Source organism: Oceanicella sp. SM1341 (assembly GCF_003448965.1).
In the GTDB taxonomy this organism is placed as follows: domain Bacteria; phylum Pseudomonadota; class Alphaproteobacteria; order Rhodobacterales; family Rhodobacteraceae; genus Paroceanicella.
Genome location: NZ_QRGC01000001.1, coordinates 413,381 through 432,978, shown reverse-complemented (window position 1 = coordinate 432,978; position 19,598 = coordinate 413,381). Strand labels below are relative to the sequence as shown.

The following is a 19,598-nucleotide window of genomic DNA, read 5'->3' as shown; positions in this document are numbered from 1 at the left end:
CGCCATGCGTCCAGTCCCCGGAGCGAATTTCATGAACGACGAAAGCCCCGGGCGCATCGCACCCGCAACCGCAGCGCCGGTTTCCACGCCGCCGGAGCCGCCGGCCGCAGGGCGGAGCGGCCCGGCCGGCACGCCCGCGGGCCTGCAGCCGCGCCGCCTGCTGGCGCGCAGGCGGGCACTGGTGCTGGTGCTCAACCTTGCCAGCCTCGCGGGCCTTGCCGCCGGGGTGGCGGCGGTGTTCGGCACCGGGGGATGGTCGGCCGCGGACGTGGTGATCTTCGCCACCTTCCTCGTCGGCGCACCCTGGACGGTGATGGGCTTCTGGAACGCGATGCTCGGCCTCTGGCTGCTGCACGGGCGCCGCGGCGGCCTGCTGCGCGCCGCACCGCATCTCGCCCCCGCGCCGCCCGCCCCGGGCGAGGGCGAGGGGCGCGTGGCCCTGCTGATGTTCCTGCGCAACGAGCCGCCGGAGCGCGCCTTCGCCCGGCTGCGCGCCCTGCACGCGAGCCTCGGCGCCACCGGCGAGGCGCACCGTTTCGACACCTTCCTGCTCTCCGACACGTCCGACCCCGGGATCGCCGCGCGCGAGGAGGCGCTGCACGCGCTCCACGCCGCCGAGCTGGGCGGCGCGCGCTATCGCCGCCGCGCGCTCAACACCGGCTACAAGGCCGGCAACATCCGCGATTTCCTCGAGGCGCAGGGCCAGGGCTACCGCTACTTCCTGCCGCTCGACAGCGACAGCCTGATGTCCGGCGCCGCGGTGCTGGGCCTGCTGCGGGTGATGGAGGCGCACCCGCGCCTCGGCATCCTGCAGAGCCTGGTGATCGGCACGCCGAGCGCCTCGGCCTTCGCGCGGATCTTCCAGTTCGGCATGCGCCACGGCATGCGCTCCTTCACCATGGGGGCTGCCTGGTGGCAGGGCGATTGCGGGCCCTACTGGGGGCATAACGCGCTGATCCGCACCGCACCCTTCCTCGCCCATTGCGCGCTGCCGGTGCTGCCGGGGCGGGGCCCGCTCGCGGGCCACGTGCTCTCGCATGACCAGGTGGAGGCGGTGCTGATGCGCCGCGCGGGCTTCGAGGTGCGGGTGCTGCCGGTGGAGGGCGAGAGCTGGGAGGACAACCCCGTCACCCTGCCGGATTTCACCCGCCGCGACCTGCGCTGGTGCCAGGGCAACATGCAGTACTGGCGGCTGCTCGGCCTGCCGGGGCTGGAGCGGGTGAGCCGCTTCCAGCTCTTCGCCGCGATGATGATGTATTTCGGCGCCCCGGCCTGGATGCTGATGACCCTCGCCGCCGCCTCCAAGATCGTCTGGCGCGACGCGGGCGGCATCGACTTCGCCCTCGGCCTGTCGATGTTCATGATCATGTTCGCGGTGAGCCTGTTTCCCAAGGTGGCCGGCTGGATCGACACCGCCCTCACCCCCGGCGGCGTGGCGCGCTACGGAGGCGGCCCGCGCTTTGCCGCCGGCGCGCTCACCGAGACGCTGTTCTCGATGATGCTCGCCCCGGTGGTGGCCTTCCGGGTGACGCTGTTCCTCATCGGGCTGCCGTTCGGCCGCGCCACGATCTGGGGCGGGCAGATGCGCGATCCGCGCCGGCTCGCCTGGGGCGAGGCGCTGGGGGGGCTCTGGCCGCAGACGCTCTTCGGCCTCGGCCTCGCCGGGCTGGTCTGGGCGATGGCCCCCTCCGCACTGCCCTGGACCCTGCCTGTGCTCGCGGGGCTGGTGCTCGCCATCCCCTTCGCCGTGCTCACCGCGGCGCCCGCGGCGGGGCGGCTCTGTGCCCGCGCGGGCCTGTGCGCCGTGCCCGAGGAAACCCGCGACGTGCCCCTGCTGGCGGCGCTGGACGGGCTGCCGGAGCGCCGGCGGAAGATTCCGCCGATTGCGGCCGAGTAAACAGCCACTTCTGCGGCTGGGCAACGGAATGTGCGAAGGATGTTGCGTGAAGTAGGCACTTCGCGCGGCATTCTTCCATTCATGCGCGCCGCTGCGGTGCATAATCGAAGCACATTTCGCGGGGTTCCGTGGCATCCTCGCGCGGACGCAAACCCTCTGACTTGATTCCGGAGAAGCATGATGATCGAGACCCCCTACCTCCTCTTCCTCGGCGATGCGGCCGACCCGCTCGCTGCCAAGGTGGCCCAGGGGATCAAGGACTGGCGGCCGGACGCCTCGCTCGGCCAGTTCCGCATGGCCGGCTGCAACGCCGACATGAAGCTGCCCGACATGACCATCGCCGAGGCCGCTGCCGCCGGCTGCAAGACCCTCGTGGTGGGCGTGGCCAACCGCGGCGGCGTGATCTCCCCGGCCTGGATCGCGGTGCTCAAGGAAGCCCTCGCCGCCGGCATGGACATCGCCTCCGGCCTGCACAACCTGCTGCGCGACGAGCCCGAGCTGGTGGCCGCCGCCGAGGCCGCCGGCCGCAAGCTGCATGACGTGCGCATTCCTTCGGTGAAATACCCGATCGCCAACGGCAAGAAGCGCACCGGCAAGCGCCTGCTCGCCGTGGGCACCGACTGCTCGGTGGGCAAGATGTACACCGCGCTGGCGATGGAAAAGGAAATGTCCGCCCGCGGCATGAAGGCCACCTTCCGCGCCACCGGCCAGACCGGCATCCTGATCACCGGCGGCGGCGTTCCGCTCGATGCCGTGATCGCCGATTTCATGGCGGGCTCGGTGGAATACCTCACGCCCGACAATGACCCCGACCACTGGGACCTCATCGAGGGCCAGGGCTCGCTGTTCCACGCCTCCTACTCGGGCGTGACGCTGGCGCTGGTGCACGGCGGCCAGCCGGATGCGCTGATCCTGTGCCACGAGCCGACCCGCCCGCACATGCGCGGCCTGCCGGACTACAAGCTGCCCACCCTCGAGGAGCTGCGCTCCGTCGCCGAGACGCTGGCCCGCGTGGTCAACCCCGAAGTCACCACCATCGGTGTCTCGGTCAACACCGCCGGCTTCGACGAGGCCCGCGCGCTGGAATACCTCGCCGACACCGAGAAGCGCCTCGGCCTGCCGGCGGTGGACCCGTTCCGCCAGGGCGCCGGCCGGCTGGTGGACGCGCTGGCATGAAGCTGACCGTCAGCCGCGATACTTTCCCGATCGACGGGGTGTTCACCATCTCGCGGGGCTCGCGCACCGAGCAGCAGGTGATCCGCGTCGCGCTGGAGCGCGGCGGTCTCACGGGGCAGGGGGAATGCACCCCCTACGCCCGCTACGGCGAGACCATGGACAGCGTGGAGGAGGAGATCCGGCGGATCTCCCCCCTTCTCGCCGAGGGGCTCGACCGGCACGCACTGCTCAACGTGCTGCCGGCGGGTGCCGCGCGCAACGCGGTGGACTGCGCCCTGTGGGACCTCGAGGCCAAGGAAGCCGGCAAGCCGGTGTGGGAGCTCGCAGGGCTCACCGCCCCGGAGCCGGTAGTGACCGCCTACACCCTGTCGCTCGCCGACCCCGCGACCATGCGCGCCAAGGCCGCTGAAAACGCCTGGCGGCCGCTCCTGAAGATCAAGCTCGGCGGCGAGGGCGACATGGCCCGGCTCGAGGCGGTCCGCGAGGGCGCGCCGAATGCCACCATCATCGTCGACGCCAACGAGGGCTGGACCGCCGAGGGCTATGCCGAGCTCGCGCCCGCGCTGCTGCGCCTCGGGGTGAGCATGGTCGAGCAGCCGCTGCCCGCCGGGGCCGACGCCGCCCTTGCCGGCATCGAGCGCCCGCTGCCCGTGTGCGCCGACGAGGCCTGCCATGACCGCGCGACCCTCGCCGGGCTCAAGGGCAAGTACGACATGATCAACATCAAGCTCGACAAGACCGGCGGCCTCACCGAGGCGCTCGCGCTGCGCGATGCCGCCCGGGAAGAGGGCTATCAGGTGATGGTGGGCTGCATGGTGGGCTCCTCGCTTGCCATGGCGCCGGCCATCCTGGTGGCGCAGGGCGCGGAGGTGGTCGACCTCGACGGCCCGCTCCTGCTCGCACGTGACCGCGATCATGCCCTCACCTATGACGCCGCCGGCGTGCACCCGGCCGAGCCGGCCCTCTGGGGCTGATCCAGCTTTTTCGAAGGAACTGACATGAGCCGTATCGTCTACGTGAACGGGGAGTACGTGCCCGAGGAGGAGGCGAAGATCTCCGTCTTCGACCGGGGCTTTCTCTTCGCCGATGCCGTCTACGAGGTGACCACCGTTCTCGACGGCAAGCTGTGCGAGTTCGAGGGCCATTGCGCGCGCCTGCAGCGCTCGACCGCCGAGCTGGAGATGCCGCTGCCCTGGTCGCGCGAGGACCTGCTGGAGATCCACCGCGAGCTCATCGCCCGCAACGAGCTCACCGAGGGCATGATCTACCTGCAGGTGTCGCGCGGCGCCCCGGCCGACCGTGACTTCCACTATCCCGAAGCCGGCACGCAGCCGAGCCTCGTGATGTTCACCCAGGCCAAGAACCTGGTGGACAACCCGAGTGCAAAGAAGGGCAACAAGGTGATCTCGGTGGAGGACATCCGCTGGGCCCGCCGCGACATCAAGACCGTGCAGCTGCTCGCCGCCTCCATGGCCAAGATGCAGGCCGAGGCCGCCGGCGCCGACGATGCCTGGTTCGTGCAGGACGGCCTGGTGAACGAGGGCTCGTCCAACAACGCCTGGATCGTGACCAGGCAGGGCACGCTGGTGACGCGCGACCTCTCCCGCCTGCTGCTGCCGGGCATCACCCGGGCCTCGGTGCTGAAATACGCCGAATCCGCCCAGCTGAAGTTCGAGGAGCGCCCCTTCACCATCGCCGAGGCGCAGGACGCGGCGGAAGCCTTCTCCACCTCCGCCTCCGCCTTCGTGATGCCGGTGGTCGAGGTCGATGGTGTCACGCTCGGCGACGGCACCCCCGGCCCGGTGACGAAGCGCCTGCGCGAGCTCTACATCGACGAGAGCCGCAAGGCCCTGCTCTGAGCCGCGCGCGCATGTGAGACACCGAGCCGCCGCCCCCCGCCGGGGCGGCGGCTCTTTCCTGTCCGGGGAGGCCCCATGACCCTGCTGCGCATCGCCACCGAGGCCGAGCTGCCGGCCATCGTCGCCCTGCTCGCCGATGACGATCTCGGCCGCGCCCGCGAGCACACGGCGACACCGCTCGCCCCCGCCTATCTGGCCGGCTTCCGCGCCATCGCGGCGGACCCGAACCAGGAGCTGCTGGTGACCGGCCCCGAGGGCGCGCCCACCGCTTGCCTGCAACTCTCCTACATCCCCGGCGTGAGCCGGCGCGGCGCCTGGCGCGGGCTGATCGAGGGGGTGCGCGTCTCCGCCGACGCGCGCGGCGCCGGTCTCGGCCGGGCGATCATCCTCGAGGCGGTGGAGCGCTGCCGGGCGCGCGGCTGCAGCCTCGTGCAGCTCACCTCCGACGCAAGCCGCACCCGCGCCCATGCCTTCTACGAGCGCCTCGGCTTCGAGGGCAGCCACCTCGGCTTCAAGCTGCAGCTCTGACGCTGGTGGCGCCCCGGCGCGCGGCCGACGGCGGGCATGCCGCTCGGGGGCCGCTTCACCGAAGCGCCGACCCGACGTACCGGCCCGCCCTCCGGCGCGCGCCAATCCCGGGCGCTGTCGCGCGGACGTGCCCATCCCCGTCGGACTTGGAGACCTGGCGGAAGCTGGCGCGCGGCCGCCGGGCCTGTCGGCCGGGGCAACGTGCTGTCGCAAGCAGACTTCCGGCCGCACAGTGACGCGCTCGAAGACACGCCGGCCGGTAGCCCGCGGCCGCCAGGGCACATTGGGGGGCCAGCCGGAAGGGAGGCTGGACCGTCGCGAGCTCGTGCCGCCCCGACGGGACAGCGCGGGGAAGAGGGACATTCGGTGACGCGTGAGGCAGCCGGTCACAGATCGGCGGCTGCCGGGAGGGATGGCAGGGCCGGTGCGCCCCGCGGCCCGGTGCGGCCATGCGCGGGGCCAGTCGTCGTGGGGTGCCTGTGAAGTGGGGCCACGCGCAGGCAGGCACCGGCGCGCTGCGCGGCTAGATCGCGGGTGAGGAGCCGTCCGCCGTGGCCTCCGAGAGCCAGCGCCGCGCGCGCTCGCGCACCGCTGGGTTCGGGTCTTCCGCCAGCACGCGGGCGGCGGCGGCGCGGTCTTCGCCGGGGTGCGCGGGCCCGGTCTCCAGGTGCCGGGCCGCCACCTTGCGCAGCATCAGGGCGCGGGCCCCGGCGGCCTCGGCCAGCAGCCCCTCGGGGGCGGGCACCGTGAGCGGCCGGCGGGCGATATCGGGCGCGCGGCGTGCGAGGTTGAACACCCGGTCGATCCATTCCCGCCGCCAGCCGGCGCGCCACCGCGCCTCGCCGCGCAGCAGCGCCTCGGTGGCGAGGGCGCGGATGTCGGGCCGGGCGGCGCCGCGGGCGAGGGCGGGCAGGTGGCGGTCGAGGACGGGGCTCCGCATCAGGTCGTGCAGCGCGGTGCCGAGCGGGCCGGAGCGATTCTGCATCAGCCGCGCGGCGATGTGGTCGGCCACAAGCGGCCGGGCAATGGCCCGCTCCAGCACCGCCCGCTCCACCGCGCCCCAGCGGCCCCACTCCCGCGTGTGGCGCAGCGCGCCGAGGGCGAAGCCCGCCACCGGTGCTGCCGGCTCCTCCGGCAGGGCGCGCAGGGCGAGGCCGCGGGCGGCGTCGCGCACCGGGGCGGCCCAGTCGTTCAGGCGCAGGGCGATGGCGGCGACCTCGAAGGGCGTCGCGGCACTGTCGGTGATCGCGCCGGCCGCGCGCTCGCGCAGATGTCCGTCTGGGTGGAAGAGCAGCAGCCAGCCCAGCTCCGGCACGCAGCCGAGCGCCCGGGCGAGGCCCTGGTCGGCATCGCGCGCCCACCAGCCGGCGGCGGCCCGCAGCTCGCGCTCCAGCACCGGCGCCCGGTCGGGCGGGATCAGGGAGAGGGCGGCGCGCAGGGCGGCCATGTCGGCCCGGGTCGCGGCCTCCGGCAGGTCACCACGGCCGAGCCGGGCGAGCAGGGGGATCAGGCCGGGAGGCAGGAGCGCCGCCATCCCGCCCTCAGGCCGCGCGCAGGCGCGTCCCGTCATGCCCCGCGATGCGGGTCTCGATCACCGTGCCCACCGGCTGCGGCGCGTCGAACAGCACCTCGGCAAAGCCCTCGGTGCGGCCCATCTGCGGCTTCTCGGTGAGCACGCGGTGGCTGCGGCCGATCTGCGCTTCGAGATGGGCAGCGACCTTCGCCTCGCCGAGGGCGCGCAGCCGGGCGGCGCGCTCCTTGCCCACGGCCTTCGGCACCTGCGGCATGCGGGCCGCGGGCGTGCCCTTGCGCGGCGAATAGGGGAACACGTGCAGCCAGGTGAGGCCGCACTCCTCCACCAGTTTCAGCGAGTTCTCGAACATCGCCTCGGTCTCGGTGGGGAAACCGGCGATGATGTCGGCGCCGTAGACGATGTCGGGCCGCGCGGCGCGCATGTCCTGGCAGAAGCGGATGGCGTCGTCGCGCAGGTGGCGGCGCTTCATGCGCTTCAGAACCATGTCGTCGCCCGCCTGCAGCGACAGGTGCAGGTGCGGCATCAGGCGCGGCTCCTGGGCGATGGCCTCGATCAGCGCGGGGTCCGCCTCGATGCTGTCGATCGAGGAGATGCGCAGGCGCGGCAGGTCGGGCACGAGGCGCAGCAGGCGCTGCACGAGGTCGCCGAGGCGCGGGCTGCCCGGCAGGTCGGCGCCCCAGCTGGTCATGTCGACGCCGGTGAGGACAACCTCGTGGTAACCGGCCGCCACCAGCCGCTTCACCTGCTCCACCACCACGCCGGCGGGCACCGAGCGCGAGTTGCCGCGGCCGTAGGGGATGATGCAGAAGGTGCAGCGGTGGTCGCAGCCGTTCTGCACCTGCACGTAGGCGCGGGCCTGGGCGCCGAACCCGTCGATCAGGTGGCCGGCGGTCTCGGTGGCGGACATGATGTCGTTGACCATCACGCCCTCGGTGGCGCCGATGAAATCGGCGGGGCCGGCGAGCTTCGCCCAGGTGTCGCCCTGCATCTTCTCGAGGTTGCCGAGCACGAGATCGACCTCGGGCATGGCGCGGAAGGTCTCCGGCTCGGTCTGCGCTGCGCAGCCGGTGACGATGACCCGTGCGCCGGGGTTCTCCCGGCTGAGCTTGCGGATCTGCTGGCGGGCCTGGCGCACGGCCTCGGCCGTCACCGCGCAGGTGTTCACCACCACGGCATCGCCGAGGCCGGCGGCGGCGGTGAGCTCCTTCATCGCCTCGGTCTCGTAGGCGTTGAGGCGGCAGCCGAAATTGGCGAAGACCGGCGGGCGGGCAGGGCTGTTCATTCGTCCTCCCCCAGGAATTCGGGCGTGAACACGCCGTCGAACACATGCGCCGTGGGGCCGGTCATCCACACGCCGTCCGCGCGCCAGTCGATCTCGAGCGGGCCGCCGTCGAGGATCACCCGCACATGCCGGCCGGTGAGCCCGGCGCGCGCCGTGGCCACGGCGGCGGCGCAGGCGCCCGAGCCGCAGGCCTGGGTGATCATGCCGCCGCGCTCCCACACCCGCATGCGGATGGTGCCGGGGTCGATCACGTGCACGAATTCCACGTTGGTGCGCTCCGGGAATAGCGGGTGATGCTCGAGGCCCGGGCCGAGGGCCGCGAGGTCGACCGCCTCGGCGTCCTCCACCACGAAGACGCAATGCGGGTTGCCCATGCCCACCGCGGCCGGGCTGCCCTCGATGGGCAGGGCGCGGGTGTCGACCGGGTAGGCGAGCGGCACGCGGTCCCACTCGAGGTCCGGCGGGCCCATGTTCACCCGCACCAGCGCGCCGGCGCGCTCGACGCGCAGCACGCCGTTGCGGGTGCGCACGGAGAGGGCCTGTGCCCCGGTCTCGTCGAGCAGCAGCCGACCGGCGCAGCGGGTGCCGTTGCCGCAGGCACCGGCTTCGGAGCCGTCGGAGTTCCAGAAGCCGATATCGGCCGCCACATCCGGCGAGGAGGGCGGCAGCAGCGCCACCAGCTGGTCGAAGCCCACGCCCCAGCGCCGGTCGCCCACGGCACGGGCGAGCGCAGCCGTCACCGGCTCGCCGCCCTTGCGCGCGTCGATCACGACGAAGTCGTTGCCCAGGCCATGCATCTTGCGAAATGCGAGCCCGGCATTCCGGGGTGTCTCGATGGTCATAGACGCGCTATATACGTGTCTGCGAAGCGATGATCCAGCGCCCGCGCGCATTCCTGCCATGCGGTGCGCGAAAAACCGCTTGACCCCGGGCGGCGCCCTGACTAGTTTCCGCACGCGCTCCGGGAGGCCGGGGCGGCAAGATGTTGACGCATCAGGGAATTCCGCCCCGTTGCGTCTGAGGTGAGAGCCGGTAGCTCAGCTGGTAGAGCAACTGACTTTTAATCAGTAGGTCCAGGGTTCGAACCCCTGCCGGCTCACCATTCCCGAAAAACAGCGTGGAAATTTCAGTGCTTATCGGGAATGTGCCCCACATGGGCAGGTTGGTGGGGCACTTCGGCTCACAAAATGTTCTGCCGGGCCATCTTTTCCATCGCTTTACGGGCCAGTTTCCAGCGGTTCGCGGACCGGGTGTAAATGGCGCTGGTCTTCGGGTTTGCGTGCCCCAGAACCACCATGATCTCGTGCTCAGTGCAGCCCGCCTCGGCCAGCAGTGCGCCTGCCGCTTTTCGTACTCCATGTGCTGATCGGCCGGAGAGGCCGGCGTCGGCGATCCATTCCTGCATCTTGTTTCCGAGGCCAGCGACCGAGAACGGCCGGCCGAAGCTCGTGACCAGAAACGGCACGCGAACCACCTTGTCGCGGCCGATGGCGGGGATCGTGTTTGCGGCGGGTCCGGCGATGGCCGCTGCAGTGGGGGCAGCATGGGCAGGGTGACCTCTCCGCCGGTCTTAGACTGGCGCCATCGCAGCGCCGGCAGTCCCTCGATGTTCCCTGCGGAGGACGGCGAGGTCGGAGCGCCGACATGTGTCTGCTCGCCCGATACGACTGCCCCGACACGCTGTTTCATCTCGATCCGCCATGTCTCGGCGGCGAGAATGACAGCGGCAAGGCGTGTTCACGCGGGGAGACTTCGTCGGGATGGCCGGGCTGAAAGGGCGGCTCATGATGTCGATCGGCGACACGTCCGAGACGCGAGACCGGTTCGGGCGGTTCCACCTCGACGGGGTGAGCCTGAGCGAGGCGGCGGAGCTCGTGGTGACGGATCGTGCGGTGGAGCGTGCCTTGTTCGGGTGAGGCGAGGAGGCTGTCGTTAAGGTGTGCCCCGCCGGCCGACGCTGTCGGGCCGCGTCTTGCTTGGGAGCTGAGTGGCCGGGAAATCGGGCCTTCGCCGCATGGTTCACGAACGGCGTGTGCAGAAAGCGGCCACACGGATCAGCCGGGCCTCGCCCTCACTTACCGCCTTGATCGTCCCAAACCTGCCATTCGCCAGGTTGGGCCTCTCGGCAATGCAGTTTTTCCAAACCGGACATCCGGGGCTGGTGCAGCACGGTCTCGCCAGTTGATGTCCGGAGTGCGGACGTTCCGGACCTTCGCCTTCGAGAACCGGACTGCCACATTTCGCTTCAAGGGTCTGGCCGAAATCTTGGATGCTCTTCCGACCAGACCTGGGCTAAATCACACCCCGAGGACGACGTGGCCCTCTTCATTGATCGGCCAGGCTGGATTCCACGCGATCTCCCAGATGTGACCGTCGGGGTCCGCCACGTAACCTCGGACGCCACCTTGGGGCGGAGCGTCGGCTTCGCGTAGAAGGGTCGCGCCGGCGGCCACGAGCGTCTCCATGACGGCCCGCACCTCTCCTTCCTCAGGCACGTTGTGGGCGAGGGACATCGCGCCCGCGGGAGGCAACTCCCGAGCTTTGGTGTCTTCTTCGAGCGCGCCCTTCAGCCATGTGCCGAAAACGAAGCCGTTCATCTGGTAGAAGGCAATCTCGTCGTTCTCGAACACCGGGGTCCAGCCGAAGCCGTCCTGGTAGAACTTCGTCGATCGCTCCAGATCGAATACACCGAGGGTCAACACTGCAATCTGTTGCTGCATGTCCATGTCCTTTCATTTCGCCTGCGCGAAATGCGCTGACGCTTGGACCATGGGACGCGACAATCGGAGCGCCGATGCGCGAAAGGACCCGTCTTGCGGGGGCCGGGCCAACCGCACCGACCTAACCTGTTTCTGGTGGGCACAAACTACACGCCGTCGTGCGCTGGATGCAACCAGTCAGGATAGCAAGGATGCTGCGTAGCATTGGGCAAGAAGGGCTCAAAGCAGTCATGCGGCGGCGCGGCAGGCTCCTCGCCGTGGTCAATCTGGTCCGCCGGGCGCTGCCGGTCCGTTGGCGAAATTCCGCAGATCGGATGTCTCTGCGGCGCAGCTTCCCCGCACATGCAGGTGCGCGCTCGGTCAGGCGAGACGACAACAGGAACGGCATGACGCCCTTCGGGCCGACAGCGCGTTCCTCGGCAAGGCCGCGACCCTGGTCCCCTCGGCCGCGGCCTGCCGCCCTGCAGGGTGACTTCGGTCAGTGCGACAAGCCCGTGGCGGACGGTCTCGACGGCACCGTCCTGTCCCCGGATGGCGCTGGTGACGTCGTCATGGTCAGGGCTGGTTTCATGGCCGGCCTTCAGGGGCATAGGTTGCCCAGTCGGTATATCCGCGGGCCTCTCCACCGTAGTATGTGAGCTGATCTGCCGGGGCGAGCGGCCAGCCGTGGCGCATGCGTTCGACCAGATCGGGGTTCGAGGTGAAGGGGGCTCCGAAAGCCGCAATGTCTATCAGGCCGTCCCCGATCATCGCGTTCGAGCGTTCCAGCGTCATGCCCCCGGCAAGCATCAGGACGCCCTGGTAGGCCGTTCGGAACTTCTGCAGGAAGCCTTCGGGCATGGCCGGCGCGCCACGGCTCGCCTGGTCCATGAGATGGACGAAGGCCAGACCGCGCCGGTCGAGTTCGGCCGCAAGCGCGAGGAAGGTTTCCTCCTCGCCGTCGAAATCACCCAGATCATGCAGGCGGCCGAAGGGGGAAAGACGGATGCCGACCCTGTCCGCACCGATCCGCGCCACGCAGGCATCGACCACCTCCAGCGCGAAGCGCATGCGGTTCCCGATCGTCTGGCCGCCATAGCGGTCGGTCCGGTCATTGACCGCGCCATTGAGGAACTGCTCGACCAGGTAGCCATTCGCGCCGTGGATCTCGACCCCGTCGAAGCCCGCCGCAATGGCATTCTCCACGGCCTTCGCAAAATCCTCGACCACGCGGGCAATCTCCTCCGTTGCCAGCGGACGGGGCTCGGAGGCGGTGACGAAGCCCGGCGTGCCATCCTCGGTGACGCCGAAGGCCGAGGAGTTTGCCGCCGGCCGGCCGGTCGCGCTGACCGGGGCCGCGCCACCGGGCTGCAGCGACACGTGGCTCATGCGGCCGACGTGCCAGATCTGGGCAAAGATCGCCGCGCCCTGGTCATGCACCGCGCGGGTCACCGGCTGCCAGGCGTCGACCTGTTCCTGCGACCACAGGCCGGGACAATCAACAAAACCGGACCCCTCGGGCGAGATGACGGTGCCCTCGGTCACGATCAGGCCGGCCCCGGCGCGCTGCGCGTAGTAGCGCGCGGTTTCGGCCGTCGGCAGGTTGCGGGGGCTGCGCGCGCGGGTCATCGGCGCCATCGCGACACGGTTCTTGAGGGTGAGCCCGCCAAGGCTCACCGGGGCAAAAAGGTCTGTCATGGGAAGCCTCAGTTGTAGGCGCCGGCCGAATAGGTCAGCTCGTAGCTGTGGGAATAGAGCTCGAAGACGATGCCGAAGGGATCTTCGACATAGACCATGCGGTAGGGCTTCTGGCCGGGGAAATACTCACGCACCGGCATCCGCTGCTTGCCGCCGGCCGCCAGGATTTTCGCCAGCAGCCCTTCAAGGTCGGGGTCCTGGATGGCGAAGTGGAACAGGCCCACCTGGCGGTAGGGCAGGTTGTTCTCGGGCGTGTGGTTCTTCGGGAATTCGAACAGTTCGAAGCCGATGCGGTCGGCCGTGGACAGGTGGGCAATGCGGAACCTGCCCCAGCCGGGACCGAAGACATCGTCGCACATCACGCCGATGTCGCTGTCGTCCTGGGCGATCTCCGTCGGCTCCATGATGACGTAAAAGCCCATCACGTCGCGATAGAAGGCCACGGCGGCGTCGAGGTCGGGCACCGACAGGCCGATGTGGGAAAAGGTGCGGGGCGTGGTCGAACTGGTCATGAAGGTCTCCTTCGTTTCAGACCGCATATGTGTTGCGCCGCTGAGTTCATCAAATTATCATTTCTTCTTGAAACGATAACGAAATGGAAAGTTCGCGATGCTGAACGCGACCTGGCTCGAGACCTTTGCCACGCTCTGTGATCTCGGGCACTTCACCCGCGCCGCGGCCGCCCTGAACATGACCCAACCCGGTGTCAGCCAGCATGTGAAGAAGCTGGAAGCCCGGGTCGGACAGCCCCTGCTGACCCGTGACGGCAAGAGCTTCACGCTCACTCCGGCGGGGGAGGCGGTGCTGGCGATCGCGCGGCGCCGGCGTGCCGAGGAAAACACGCTGAAGGCGGAGCTGCAGCATGACGACCCGGACCGCGGGCGGGTCTCGGTGGCCTGCTCCGGCTCGCTGGCCCTGCTGCTCTACCCGCGTTTCATGGAGCTGATGGCCGGTGCGCCGGAGCTCTCTCTCGTGCTGGAAGCAACACCCCAGTCCGGCGTTCTGGAAGGCGTGGTGTCGGGCCGTTTCGATCTCGGCATCGTCGATCACTCTCCGAACCACGCCCGGCTGGAGGGCGAAAGTGTCGGGCAGGACGAACTTTGCCTCCTCCTGCCTGCGGGTCCGACCGGTCCGGAAAGCCTCGCCGATCTGGATACCCTCGGCTTCATCGCGCATCCGGATGGTTTCTCCCATGCCGACGACTTGCTGGGGGCGAACTTCCCCGACGAGTATCCGGGCGCCGACCGTCTGCGGCAGCGCAGCTTCATCAACCAGATCGGCCAGATCCCCGACCCCGTCATGCGCGGCCTTGGCTACACGATCCTGCCGCGCAGCGGGCTTGATGCGCATCCCGGGCGGGCGCGACTGAAGGTCATGCCCCTGCGCGTGCCGGTCAGGCACGAGCTCTGGCTGGTCCGACGGCGCAACCGGGTCCTGCCGGCGCGGGCTGGCAGGATCCGGTCCGAGATCGCGGGGATCCTCGGCGCGCTGTGACAGCGCGGCCCCGATCAGGCCTTCGCGGCGCGCGCCGCGGCGACGAGACCGTTCAGCCAGTCCTGGTGACCATTGATCATCGGGTTCGGCACGGTCGCCGCCAGCTCCCGCGCCGGGGCGCCTTTCTGGCTCTCCTGGGTCAGGATGCGGACCCTGCCTTCGGACAGGTCCTCGATCAGCCAGGCATGGTGTACGTCAAGGCGGTCGTCCGCGCCGGGTTCACCCGCCCAGCCCTGCCAGGCGAGCCGCGCCGGCTGACCCTTCACGGGGGCCACGCATTCGACCACCCGCGCCGGGACCGGGAAGCCGAAGGTCCTGAAGAAGAAGCTGTCGCCAGCTGCCAGCTCCGGCCCCTTGCCGCCGTGGATCTCCACATCGGCGGCGTTCGCATAGTATTCCGGCCAGCGGGCGGGGACCGCGAGGAGCGGCCAGATGTCGGCGCTCGTCAAACCGGCGACGATCACCTCGTTGGAACAGAAGTTGTCGGTGAAGCCGGGAACGAAGCCCTCGGGCCATTGGATATCGTACATGAGTGTCTCCAGTCTTTCTGATGCTGGAGAAATGCCGATGCGCAGGATATAAGGCCAATCGCCATCCATTACATCCGGCATCACCATGGCTGATATCAGATCCTTCGACCTGAACCTGCTCCGCGCCCTGGCGGCCCTGCTGGAGACCCGATCGGTCAGCCGCGCCGCCGAAAGACTGGGCGTGACGCAGCCGGCCGTCAGCGGGATGCTGGCGCGATTGCGCGACGCGCTCGACGATCCGCTGTTCGTGCGCGCCCAGCACGGGATCCTGCCAACGCCACGCGCCGAGGCCATGGCGCCGCAGCTCGCCGCGGTTCTGGCAGATGTGGAGGCCCTGCTGCAGGCCGAGGTCTTCGACCCGGCACGCGCGGAGCTGACGCTGAGGGTGGCGGCGACGGACTACGCACAGCGGGCGGTGCTTCTGCCTTTCCTGAAGCGGCTGCGCGACGAGGCCCCCGGGGTTCGGCTGTCGGTCAGGCCCGTGGCGCCACATTTTGCCCGGCAGCTTGCGGACGGCGCGCTCGACATGGCGCTCGTCACGCCCGGGATGGCGCCGGACTCATTGAGAGCGCGCAAGCTCTTCGACGAGACCTACCTGACGCTCATCCGCACCGGTCACCTCCGGCGCGCCGATGTCGCCACGCTCGACGGGTTCTGCGCGTTCGACCACGCGATCATGTCCCATGACGGCACGGCCTTTTCAGGGTCCACGGATGCGGCGCTCGGGCAGCTGGGACGACACCGCAGGGTGGTCGCGAGCGTGCCGAACTTCACCATCCTGATCGACCTGGTCCGTCAGACGGACATGATCGCGCTGGTCCCGTCGCGGCTGGTCACGGCAGAGCCGGGCGTCGAGGCCATGCTCCCTCCGCTGAACGTCGAAGGCTTCACAAAGCTCCTGACCTGGCACGAACGCCTTCACCGGGATCCCGCGCAGCGATGGCTTCGGGACAATATCGCGACGGCGGCATCCTGTTGACCGGCTCACCTCCAACGCCTGGCGATATTCCGTCCGACCCCGGCCTGAGCTTCCGCCGGAAAGCGGCTCCACCCTCGCGCTACCGAGCTGCCCGCACGGCTGCAAACCGTGCGGCAACCCTTGCCACGCGAACACCGTAAAGGCGGGCGGTTTCCAGATCGCCCACGGACATCTCTTCCGGGGCGGCATCGGCGTCGCACTGGGCCATCGGGCCGACATATGATCCCATCCGGTTCACATCGTCGCGCCTGGCGGCCTTCGTATTGGCGGGCTTGATCGCAAGCGAGACCCAGTGCCCGCCATGCTGACCGGCAAGCAGCATGAAATATTGCAGTGTATTGAGCTTGTCGCCGTTGATGCTCGCCGAATTCGTGAAGCCGCCCATGACCTTGCCTTCCCATTCGCCAGTGAACCACGGCCTGGAGGAGGCATCGGCGAACCTTTTGAACTGCCAGCTCGGACCGCCCATATAGGTCGGCGCGCCGAAGATGATGGCATCTGCGGCAAGCAACGTATCCCAGGCCGCGTCGGGAATGTTGCCGTCCGCGTCGATGGGGATCAGCTTTCCGCTGGCACCCCGGGCAACCGCTTCGGCCACGCGCAAGGTGTGGCCATAGCCGGAATGGCAGACGACGGCGGTGCTGGTATCTCTGGTCATGAGGTTTTCCGTGAGTTCGAGGGATAGCGTGCGCCTCGGCCGAACCCTGTTGCGCGACGTTTGAGCTGACAGGTCACACGTTGCTGCGGATCGGTGGCGGCTCCCCTGTCTACCTCTCCGTATTGGACCTATAAATCATGACAAAAATAACGTATTGTTCCCCTCAATCGGAACAATGCCGACTCCCGGATGCACAGCCTCGAACACCTTAGAATCTTTCTGCGTGTCGCCGAAATGCGCAGCTTCAGCAGGGCGGCGGAAAGCCTCGGGACACAGAAGGGGCGGGCCTCGACCGTCGTGCGCCAATTGGAGGAAGAGCTCGGTGTCAGGCTGTTGCACCGCACCACGCGCAACGTGAAACTGACCGAGGACGGCCGCGCCTTCTACCAGCGCGCGCGGGACCTGCTGAGTGATTTTGACAGCATGAGCACGATGTTCGCAGGCGATGACGTGGCGCTGCGCGGGCGGCTGCGGGCGGATCTGCCGACCGAGCTGGCGCGCACGACACTCGTGCCGGCCTTGCCGGGGTTCATGGCGAGGTATCCGGAGCTTGAGTTGGAGCTGTCCGGCACGGACCGGCAGGTCGATCTGGTTGAAGAGGGGTTCGATTGCGTGCTGCGGATCGGACCCATCGGAGACGAGACCCTCATCGCCCGACCTGTAGGTCGGCTGCGCATGGTAAATGCTGCGAGCCCTGTCTATCTCGCACGGCACGGCACCCCGCTCACGTTGGAGGATCTCCGGCAGCAGGGCCACAGAACCATCGACTACAGCAGAACCCTTGGCGCGCGGCCCTGCGGATGGGAGTATCCCGACGGCGACGGCTACGCGACAGTGCCGCTGCCCGTCGCATTGCAAGTGAACAGCGTGCAAGCCTACGAGGCTGCGGGTCTGGCGGGTCTCGGGCTGATCCAGGCCGCCTATACGGGCATCCGCCGGCATCTGGAAAGCGGCGCCATGGTGGAGGTCCTGCCGGACCTCCGACCCGAGCCGCTGGAGGTCAGCCTCGTCGTCGCACATCGACGCAACCTGTCGCGCCGCGTCCGCGTATTCATGGCCTGGATCGAAGATGTGCTGGCGCCGTATCTCGATTGAAGGTCGGAAATATTGCCAGTCTCACTCCATGAAGCAGGCCAGAAGAGCCGGAAACTCCAATTCGCTCTGCTTTCGAGCCACCAGATTGCGAGAGTGGCAGGCCCTGTTGAAGCGGTCGTTCGACCGCCCGGCGGCATTTGGCATCTTGGGCCCGGAGCGGTCATGCGGCGGCGCGGCAGGCTCCTCGCCCGGGTCAATCTGATCCGCGGGGGTTCTCCCGGCCTGGAGCCGTCATTCGCCGCTTGCCCGGCGGATGACGGCTTTCACCGTTGGATCGTGAACCAACGGCGCAATTCGCGTCAACTTGCCTGCGCCAGGGCAACCGCGTCGGGGCCGGCCGGAAAGCGCAAGCGGTCCGTCTCGTCCTGAACCGCAAGCCAGACCGCTTCTGCCACATCGCTTTCCGAGGTGGTCAGGGCCGGTGACGCGAAGGCCGCGAAGATTGGCGCCGCGAAGTCGGCATAGGCTTCGGGTATCAGCTCTGCGACATCGATGTCGGTGTTCTCGGCGAAACGCGTGGTCGGGGCGTAGCCGGGCTCGACCAGCTTGGCGCGGAGGCCGAAAGCCGCAAGCTCGTGTGCGAGCGAGCCGGTAAAGCCCTCGATGGCCTGCTTGCTTGCCGTATAGGCCGCCGCCAAGGGCATCGGGGCCAATGTCACGCTGGAGGTGACGTTCACGATCACGCCCGATCCGCGTGCCCGCATCCCCGGAATCGCCGCCTGAACCATCGCCATGGTGCCGAAGGTATTCGTCTCGAACACCTTTCGGATATGCGCCATCGGCGTTGCCTCGAACGCCCCGACGACCCCGATGCCGGCGTTGTTGACCAGGGCATCAACGGGGCCCGCGGCTTCGATTGCCGCCCGGATGCTCCCGGGGTCGGTCACATCCAGCGACAGAAGCCGGAGCCGATCATCCGGCGTGAACAGTCCTTGGCGAGGCGAACGCATGGTGGCGATGACGGCCCAGCCCTTGGCATGGAAATGGCGCGCTGTCGCAAGCCCGTAACCAGAGGAGCAGCCGGTGATGAGGACAGTTTTCATGTCAGTCTCCCGTGTCTGATGTTGACGAGACTGAGATAGCGGTCAAGATCCGGACAATCTTCGATCTGTCGTCCGATTTTCGTTTGCCAGAGTCCAGAATGTCCGATCCTCTTGAGCAGATCATCCGACTTTTGCGGCCGAAGGCTGTCTTCTCGAAAGGGATTGCCGGCGCGGGGGAGTGGGCCGTTCGCTACCCGGCCACGCGTCATCCCGGCTTCTGTGCGGTGACGCTTGGACGTTGCCTGCTCGCGGTCGAGGGTGAAGCGCCGATCCTGCTGGAGGAAGGCGATTTCGTTCTTCTGCCCGCGACCCCGGCCTTCACCATGTCGTCACCCGGCGCGGCCGGACGTCGGGCCACCCCCGGGGCCCTGCATTCGCCCGGGCAAGAGGTGCGTCACGGCAGGAAGGACGTACCCGCCGACATGCGTCAGTTCGGCGGTTACTTCTCGTTCGGTTCCCCGGACGCTGACCTGCTCGTGAAGCTGCTGCCGCGGGTGATCCACATCCGCGGCACCGCGCGGTTGACCCGGCTTGTGCGCCTGGTCGGCGACGAGGCCGGCCGCGATGACGTTGGACGGGAACTGATCCTGGAGCGGCTGGTCGAGATCCTGCTGATCGAGGGGCTGCGATCGGTGCCCGGGACGACGTCCGGGCCCGGCCTGTTGCGCGGACTGTCGGATGACCGCGTTGTGACAGCGTTGCGCCTGATGCACGGAGATCTCGAGCGGAACTGGACCGCAAACGCCCTCGCGCGCGAGATTGGCATGTCGCGCTCCGCCTTTTTCGACAGGTTCCTGCGGACCGTGGGCATGACACCGATGGACTATCTGCTGGCCTGGCGCATGGCCGTCGCCAAGTCGCTGCTGCGGGCGGGAGGGGTGTCGATCGCCGAAATCGCGGATCGGGTCGGCTATGGATCGGCGAGCACGTTCAGTACGGCCTTCAGCCGCCACGTCGGTGAGCCTCCCGGGCGGTACATGCGGCGCCCGTCGGAAGCGGACACGATCGCGGAACTCGGCGCCTCCTGATCGGGGAGGGGGATATCCCGCCGGCCTCCGGGATGCGGGCTGCGGGCTGCGGGCCAGGCTGATGTCACGCTTGTCTCATCGCCGTCACGACACGCAAG

At 69.0% G+C, this 19,598-nt stretch carries 20 protein-coding genes and 1 tRNA gene; 11 read left to right on the top strand and 10 right to left on the bottom strand.

Features of this window, described 5'->3' with window-relative positions:
* Positions 1 to 31 precede the first annotated feature (31 nt).
* The 5 genes from mdoH (at position 32) to D3P35_RS01910 (ending at position 5,460) form a co-directional block, all read left to right on the top strand.
* Entirely contained in the window at positions 32 to 1,897 is a 1,866-nt protein-coding gene (gene mdoH / locus D3P35_RS01930) for a glucans biosynthesis glucosyltransferase MdoH (RefSeq protein WP_118132752.1), read from the top strand.
* Positions 1,898 to 2,077: 180 nt separating this feature from the next.
* Positions 2,078 to 3,073 carry an N-acetyltransferase DgcN gene (gene dgcN, locus D3P35_RS01925; protein WP_118132751.1) on the top strand — a complete coding sequence of 332 codons (996 nt, stop codon included), beginning with the start codon at positions 2,078 to 2,080 and terminating at the stop codon, positions 3,071 to 3,073.
* Entirely contained in the window at positions 3,070 to 4,047 is a 978-nt protein-coding gene (gene dgcA / locus D3P35_RS01920; RefSeq protein ID WP_118132750.1) for an N-acetyl-D-Glu racemase DgcA, read from the top strand. Before dgcN ends, dgcA begins: the two co-directional genes overlap by 4 nt.
* Before the next feature lie 24 nt (positions 4,048 to 4,071).
* Entirely contained in the window at positions 4,072 to 4,932 is an 861-nt protein-coding gene (locus D3P35_RS01915) for a D-amino-acid transaminase (RefSeq protein ID WP_118132749.1), read from the top strand.
* A 75-nt stretch (positions 4,933 to 5,007) separates the two neighbouring features.
* Positions 5,008 to 5,460 (top strand): GNAT family N-acetyltransferase, encoded by a 453-nt coding sequence (locus D3P35_RS01910; RefSeq protein ID WP_118132748.1) that lies wholly within the window; start codon positions 5,008 to 5,010, stop codon positions 5,458 to 5,460.
* A 523-nt stretch (positions 5,461 to 5,983) separates the two neighbouring features.
* On the opposite strand, the gene D3P35_RS26030 is transcribed toward D3P35_RS01910, so the two are convergent.
* Genes D3P35_RS26030 through dapF form a run of 3 tightly spaced genes read right to left on the bottom strand, consistent with a single transcriptional unit; the run spans position 5,984 to position 9,118 of the window.
* Complete coding sequence (locus D3P35_RS26030) at positions 5,984 to 6,994, bottom strand: hypothetical protein (RefSeq protein ID WP_157982005.1); 1,011 nt, start codon at positions 6,992 to 6,994, stop codon at positions 5,984 to 5,986.
* Between the two features lie 7 nt (positions 6,995 to 7,001).
* On the bottom strand, positions 7,002 to 8,276 hold the full coding sequence (gene mtaB / locus D3P35_RS01900; RefSeq protein ID WP_118132747.1) for a tRNA (N(6)-L-threonylcarbamoyladenosine(37)-C(2))-methylthiotransferase MtaB: 1,275 nt from the start codon (positions 8,274 to 8,276) through the stop codon (positions 7,002 to 7,004).
* On the bottom strand, positions 8,273 to 9,118 hold the full coding sequence (dapF, locus tag D3P35_RS01895) for a diaminopimelate epimerase (RefSeq protein ID WP_118132746.1): 846 nt from the start codon (positions 9,116 to 9,118) through the stop codon (positions 8,273 to 8,275). Before dapF ends, mtaB begins: the two co-directional genes overlap by 4 nt.
* 184 nt (positions 9,119 to 9,302) lie before the next feature.
* Here dapF and D3P35_RS01890 point away from each other — a divergent pair.
* A tRNA-Lys gene (locus D3P35_RS01890) sits at positions 9,303 to 9,378 on the top strand.
* A 78-nt stretch (positions 9,379 to 9,456) separates the two neighbouring features.
* Here the strand turns inward: D3P35_RS01890 and D3P35_RS01885 are convergent.
* On the bottom strand, positions 9,457 to 9,741 hold the full coding sequence (locus D3P35_RS01885) for a tyrosine-type recombinase/integrase (RefSeq protein ID WP_157982004.1): 285 nt from the start codon (positions 9,739 to 9,741) through the stop codon (positions 9,457 to 9,459).
* 295 nt (positions 9,742 to 10,036) lie between these two features.
* On the opposite strand from D3P35_RS01885, the gene D3P35_RS26025 reads away from it, so the two are divergent.
* The gene (locus D3P35_RS26025; protein WP_157982003.1) at positions 10,037 to 10,192 is read left to right on the top strand and encodes a hypothetical protein; all 156 of its coding nucleotides are present in this window, start codon (positions 10,037 to 10,039) and stop codon (positions 10,190 to 10,192) included.
* A 381-nt stretch (positions 10,193 to 10,573) separates the two neighbouring features.
* Here the strand turns inward: D3P35_RS26025 and D3P35_RS01880 are convergent, their stop codons facing one another.
* From D3P35_RS01880 to D3P35_RS01870, 3 genes are all read right to left on the bottom strand, one after another.
* On the bottom strand, positions 10,574 to 11,002 hold the full coding sequence (locus D3P35_RS01880) for a VOC family protein (RefSeq protein ID WP_232830329.1): 429 nt from the start codon (positions 11,000 to 11,002) through the stop codon (positions 10,574 to 10,576).
* Between the two features lie 561 nt (positions 11,003 to 11,563).
* Positions 11,564 to 12,673, bottom strand: coding sequence for an alkene reductase (locus D3P35_RS01875; protein WP_118132744.1), 1,110 nt, complete (start codon positions 12,671 to 12,673; stop codon positions 11,564 to 11,566).
* A gap of 8 nt (positions 12,674 to 12,681) precedes the next feature.
* Positions 12,682 to 13,185 (bottom strand): lactoylglutathione lyase family protein, encoded by a 504-nt coding sequence (locus D3P35_RS01870; protein ID WP_118132743.1) that lies wholly within the window; start codon positions 13,183 to 13,185, stop codon positions 12,682 to 12,684.
* Between the two features lie 97 nt (positions 13,186 to 13,282).
* Between D3P35_RS01870 and D3P35_RS01865 the strand changes: the two genes are divergently transcribed.
* Positions 13,283 to 14,167, top strand: coding sequence for a LysR family transcriptional regulator (locus D3P35_RS01865; RefSeq protein ID WP_118132742.1), 885 nt, complete (start codon positions 13,283 to 13,285; stop codon positions 14,165 to 14,167).
* A gap of 14 nt (positions 14,168 to 14,181) precedes the next feature.
* Here D3P35_RS01865 and D3P35_RS01860 read toward each other — a convergent pair whose 3' ends face one another.
* A complete protein-coding gene (locus D3P35_RS01860; RefSeq protein ID WP_118132741.1) occupies positions 14,182 to 14,697 on the bottom strand; it encodes an SRPBCC domain-containing protein in 516 nt (171 codons plus the stop codon).
* 85 nt (positions 14,698 to 14,782) lie between these two features.
* On the opposite strand from D3P35_RS01860, the gene D3P35_RS01855 reads away from it, so the two are divergent.
* The gene (locus tag D3P35_RS01855) at positions 14,783 to 15,676 is read left to right on the top strand and encodes a LysR family transcriptional regulator (RefSeq protein WP_118132740.1); all 894 of its coding nucleotides are present in this window, start codon (positions 14,783 to 14,785) and stop codon (positions 15,674 to 15,676) included.
* Between the two features lie 79 nt (positions 15,677 to 15,755).
* On the opposite strand, the gene D3P35_RS01850 is transcribed toward D3P35_RS01855, so the two are convergent.
* The gene (locus tag D3P35_RS01850) at positions 15,756 to 16,334 is read right to left on the bottom strand and encodes a flavodoxin family protein (protein ID WP_118132739.1); all 579 of its coding nucleotides are present in this window, start codon (positions 16,332 to 16,334) and stop codon (positions 15,756 to 15,758) included.
* 189 nt (positions 16,335 to 16,523) lie between these two features.
* Here D3P35_RS01850 and D3P35_RS01845 point away from each other — a divergent pair, with 189 nt between their 5' ends.
* The gene (locus D3P35_RS01845; RefSeq protein ID WP_118132738.1) at positions 16,524 to 17,429 is read left to right on the top strand and encodes a LysR family transcriptional regulator; all 906 of its coding nucleotides are present in this window, start codon (positions 16,524 to 16,526) and stop codon (positions 17,427 to 17,429) included.
* A 299-nt stretch (positions 17,430 to 17,728) separates the two neighbouring features.
* Here D3P35_RS01845 and D3P35_RS01840 read toward each other — a convergent pair whose 3' ends face one another.
* Positions 17,729 to 18,472, bottom strand: a complete 744-nt coding sequence (locus D3P35_RS01840) for an SDR family oxidoreductase (protein WP_118132798.1) — start codon at positions 18,470 to 18,472, stop codon at positions 17,729 to 17,731.
* Between the two features lie 98 nt (positions 18,473 to 18,570).
* Here D3P35_RS01840 and D3P35_RS01835 point away from each other — a divergent pair, with 98 nt between their 5' ends.
* The gene (locus tag D3P35_RS01835) at positions 18,571 to 19,500 is read left to right on the top strand and encodes an AraC family transcriptional regulator (protein ID WP_118132799.1); all 930 of its coding nucleotides are present in this window, start codon (positions 18,571 to 18,573) and stop codon (positions 19,498 to 19,500) included.
* The last annotated feature ends 98 nt before the right edge of the window (positions 19,501 to 19,598 follow it).

What these genes read in the sequence shown, in the direction of transcription:
- dgcA (WP_118132750.1), top strand. Translation starts at nt 3,070, where the DNA reads ATGAAGCTGACCGTCAGCCGCGATACTTTCCCGATCGACGGGGTGTTC.
- D3P35_RS01850 (WP_118132739.1), bottom strand. Translation starts at nt 16,334, where the DNA reads ATGACCAGAGATACCAGCACCGCCGTCGTCTGCCATTCCGGCTATGGC.
- dapF (WP_118132746.1), bottom strand. Translation starts at nt 9,118, where the DNA reads ATGACCATCGAGACACCCCGGAATGCCGGGCTCGCATTTCGCAAGATG.
- D3P35_RS01835 (WP_118132799.1), top strand. Translation starts at nt 18,571, where the DNA reads ATGTCCGATCCTCTTGAGCAGATCATCCGACTTTTGCGGCCGAAGGCT.
- mtaB (WP_118132747.1), bottom strand. Translation starts at nt 8,276, where the DNA reads ATGAACAGCCCTGCCCGCCCGCCGGTCTTCGCCAATTTCGGCTGCCGC.
- D3P35_RS01865 (WP_118132742.1), top strand. Translation starts at nt 13,283, where the DNA reads ATGCTGAACGCGACCTGGCTCGAGACCTTTGCCACGCTCTGTGATCTC.
- D3P35_RS01875 (WP_118132744.1), bottom strand. Translation starts at nt 12,673, where the DNA reads ATGACAGACCTTTTTGCCCCGGTGAGCCTTGGCGGGCTCACCCTCAAG.
- D3P35_RS01860 (WP_118132741.1), bottom strand. Translation starts at nt 14,697, where the DNA reads ATGTACGATATCCAATGGCCCGAGGGCTTCGTTCCCGGCTTCACCGAC.
- D3P35_RS01845 (WP_118132738.1), top strand. Translation starts at nt 16,524, where the DNA reads ATGCACAGCCTCGAACACCTTAGAATCTTTCTGCGTGTCGCCGAAATG.
- mdoH (WP_118132752.1), top strand. Translation starts at nt 32, where the DNA reads ATGAACGACGAAAGCCCCGGGCGCATCGCACCCGCAACCGCAGCGCCG.
- D3P35_RS01870 (WP_118132743.1), bottom strand. Translation starts at nt 13,185, where the DNA reads ATGACCAGTTCGACCACGCCCCGCACCTTTTCCCACATCGGCCTGTCG.
- D3P35_RS26030 (WP_157982005.1), bottom strand. Translation starts at nt 6,994, where the DNA reads ATGGCGGCGCTCCTGCCTCCCGGCCTGATCCCCCTGCTCGCCCGGCTC.
- dgcN (WP_118132751.1), top strand. Translation starts at nt 2,078, where the DNA reads ATGATCGAGACCCCCTACCTCCTCTTCCTCGGCGATGCGGCCGACCCG.
- D3P35_RS01840 (WP_118132798.1), bottom strand. Translation starts at nt 18,472, where the DNA reads ATGAAAACTGTCCTCATCACCGGCTGCTCCTCTGGTTACGGGCTTGCG.
- D3P35_RS01915 (WP_118132749.1), top strand. Translation starts at nt 4,072, where the DNA reads ATGAGCCGTATCGTCTACGTGAACGGGGAGTACGTGCCCGAGGAGGAG.
- D3P35_RS26025 (WP_157982003.1), top strand. Translation starts at nt 10,037, where the DNA reads ATGGCCGGGCTGAAAGGGCGGCTCATGATGTCGATCGGCGACACGTCC.
- D3P35_RS01880 (WP_232830329.1), bottom strand. Translation starts at nt 11,002, where the DNA reads ATGGACATGCAGCAACAGATTGCAGTGTTGACCCTCGGTGTATTCGAT.
- D3P35_RS01910 (WP_118132748.1), top strand. Translation starts at nt 5,008, where the DNA reads ATGACCCTGCTGCGCATCGCCACCGAGGCCGAGCTGCCGGCCATCGTC.
- D3P35_RS01855 (WP_118132740.1), top strand. Translation starts at nt 14,783, where the DNA reads ATGGCTGATATCAGATCCTTCGACCTGAACCTGCTCCGCGCCCTGGCG.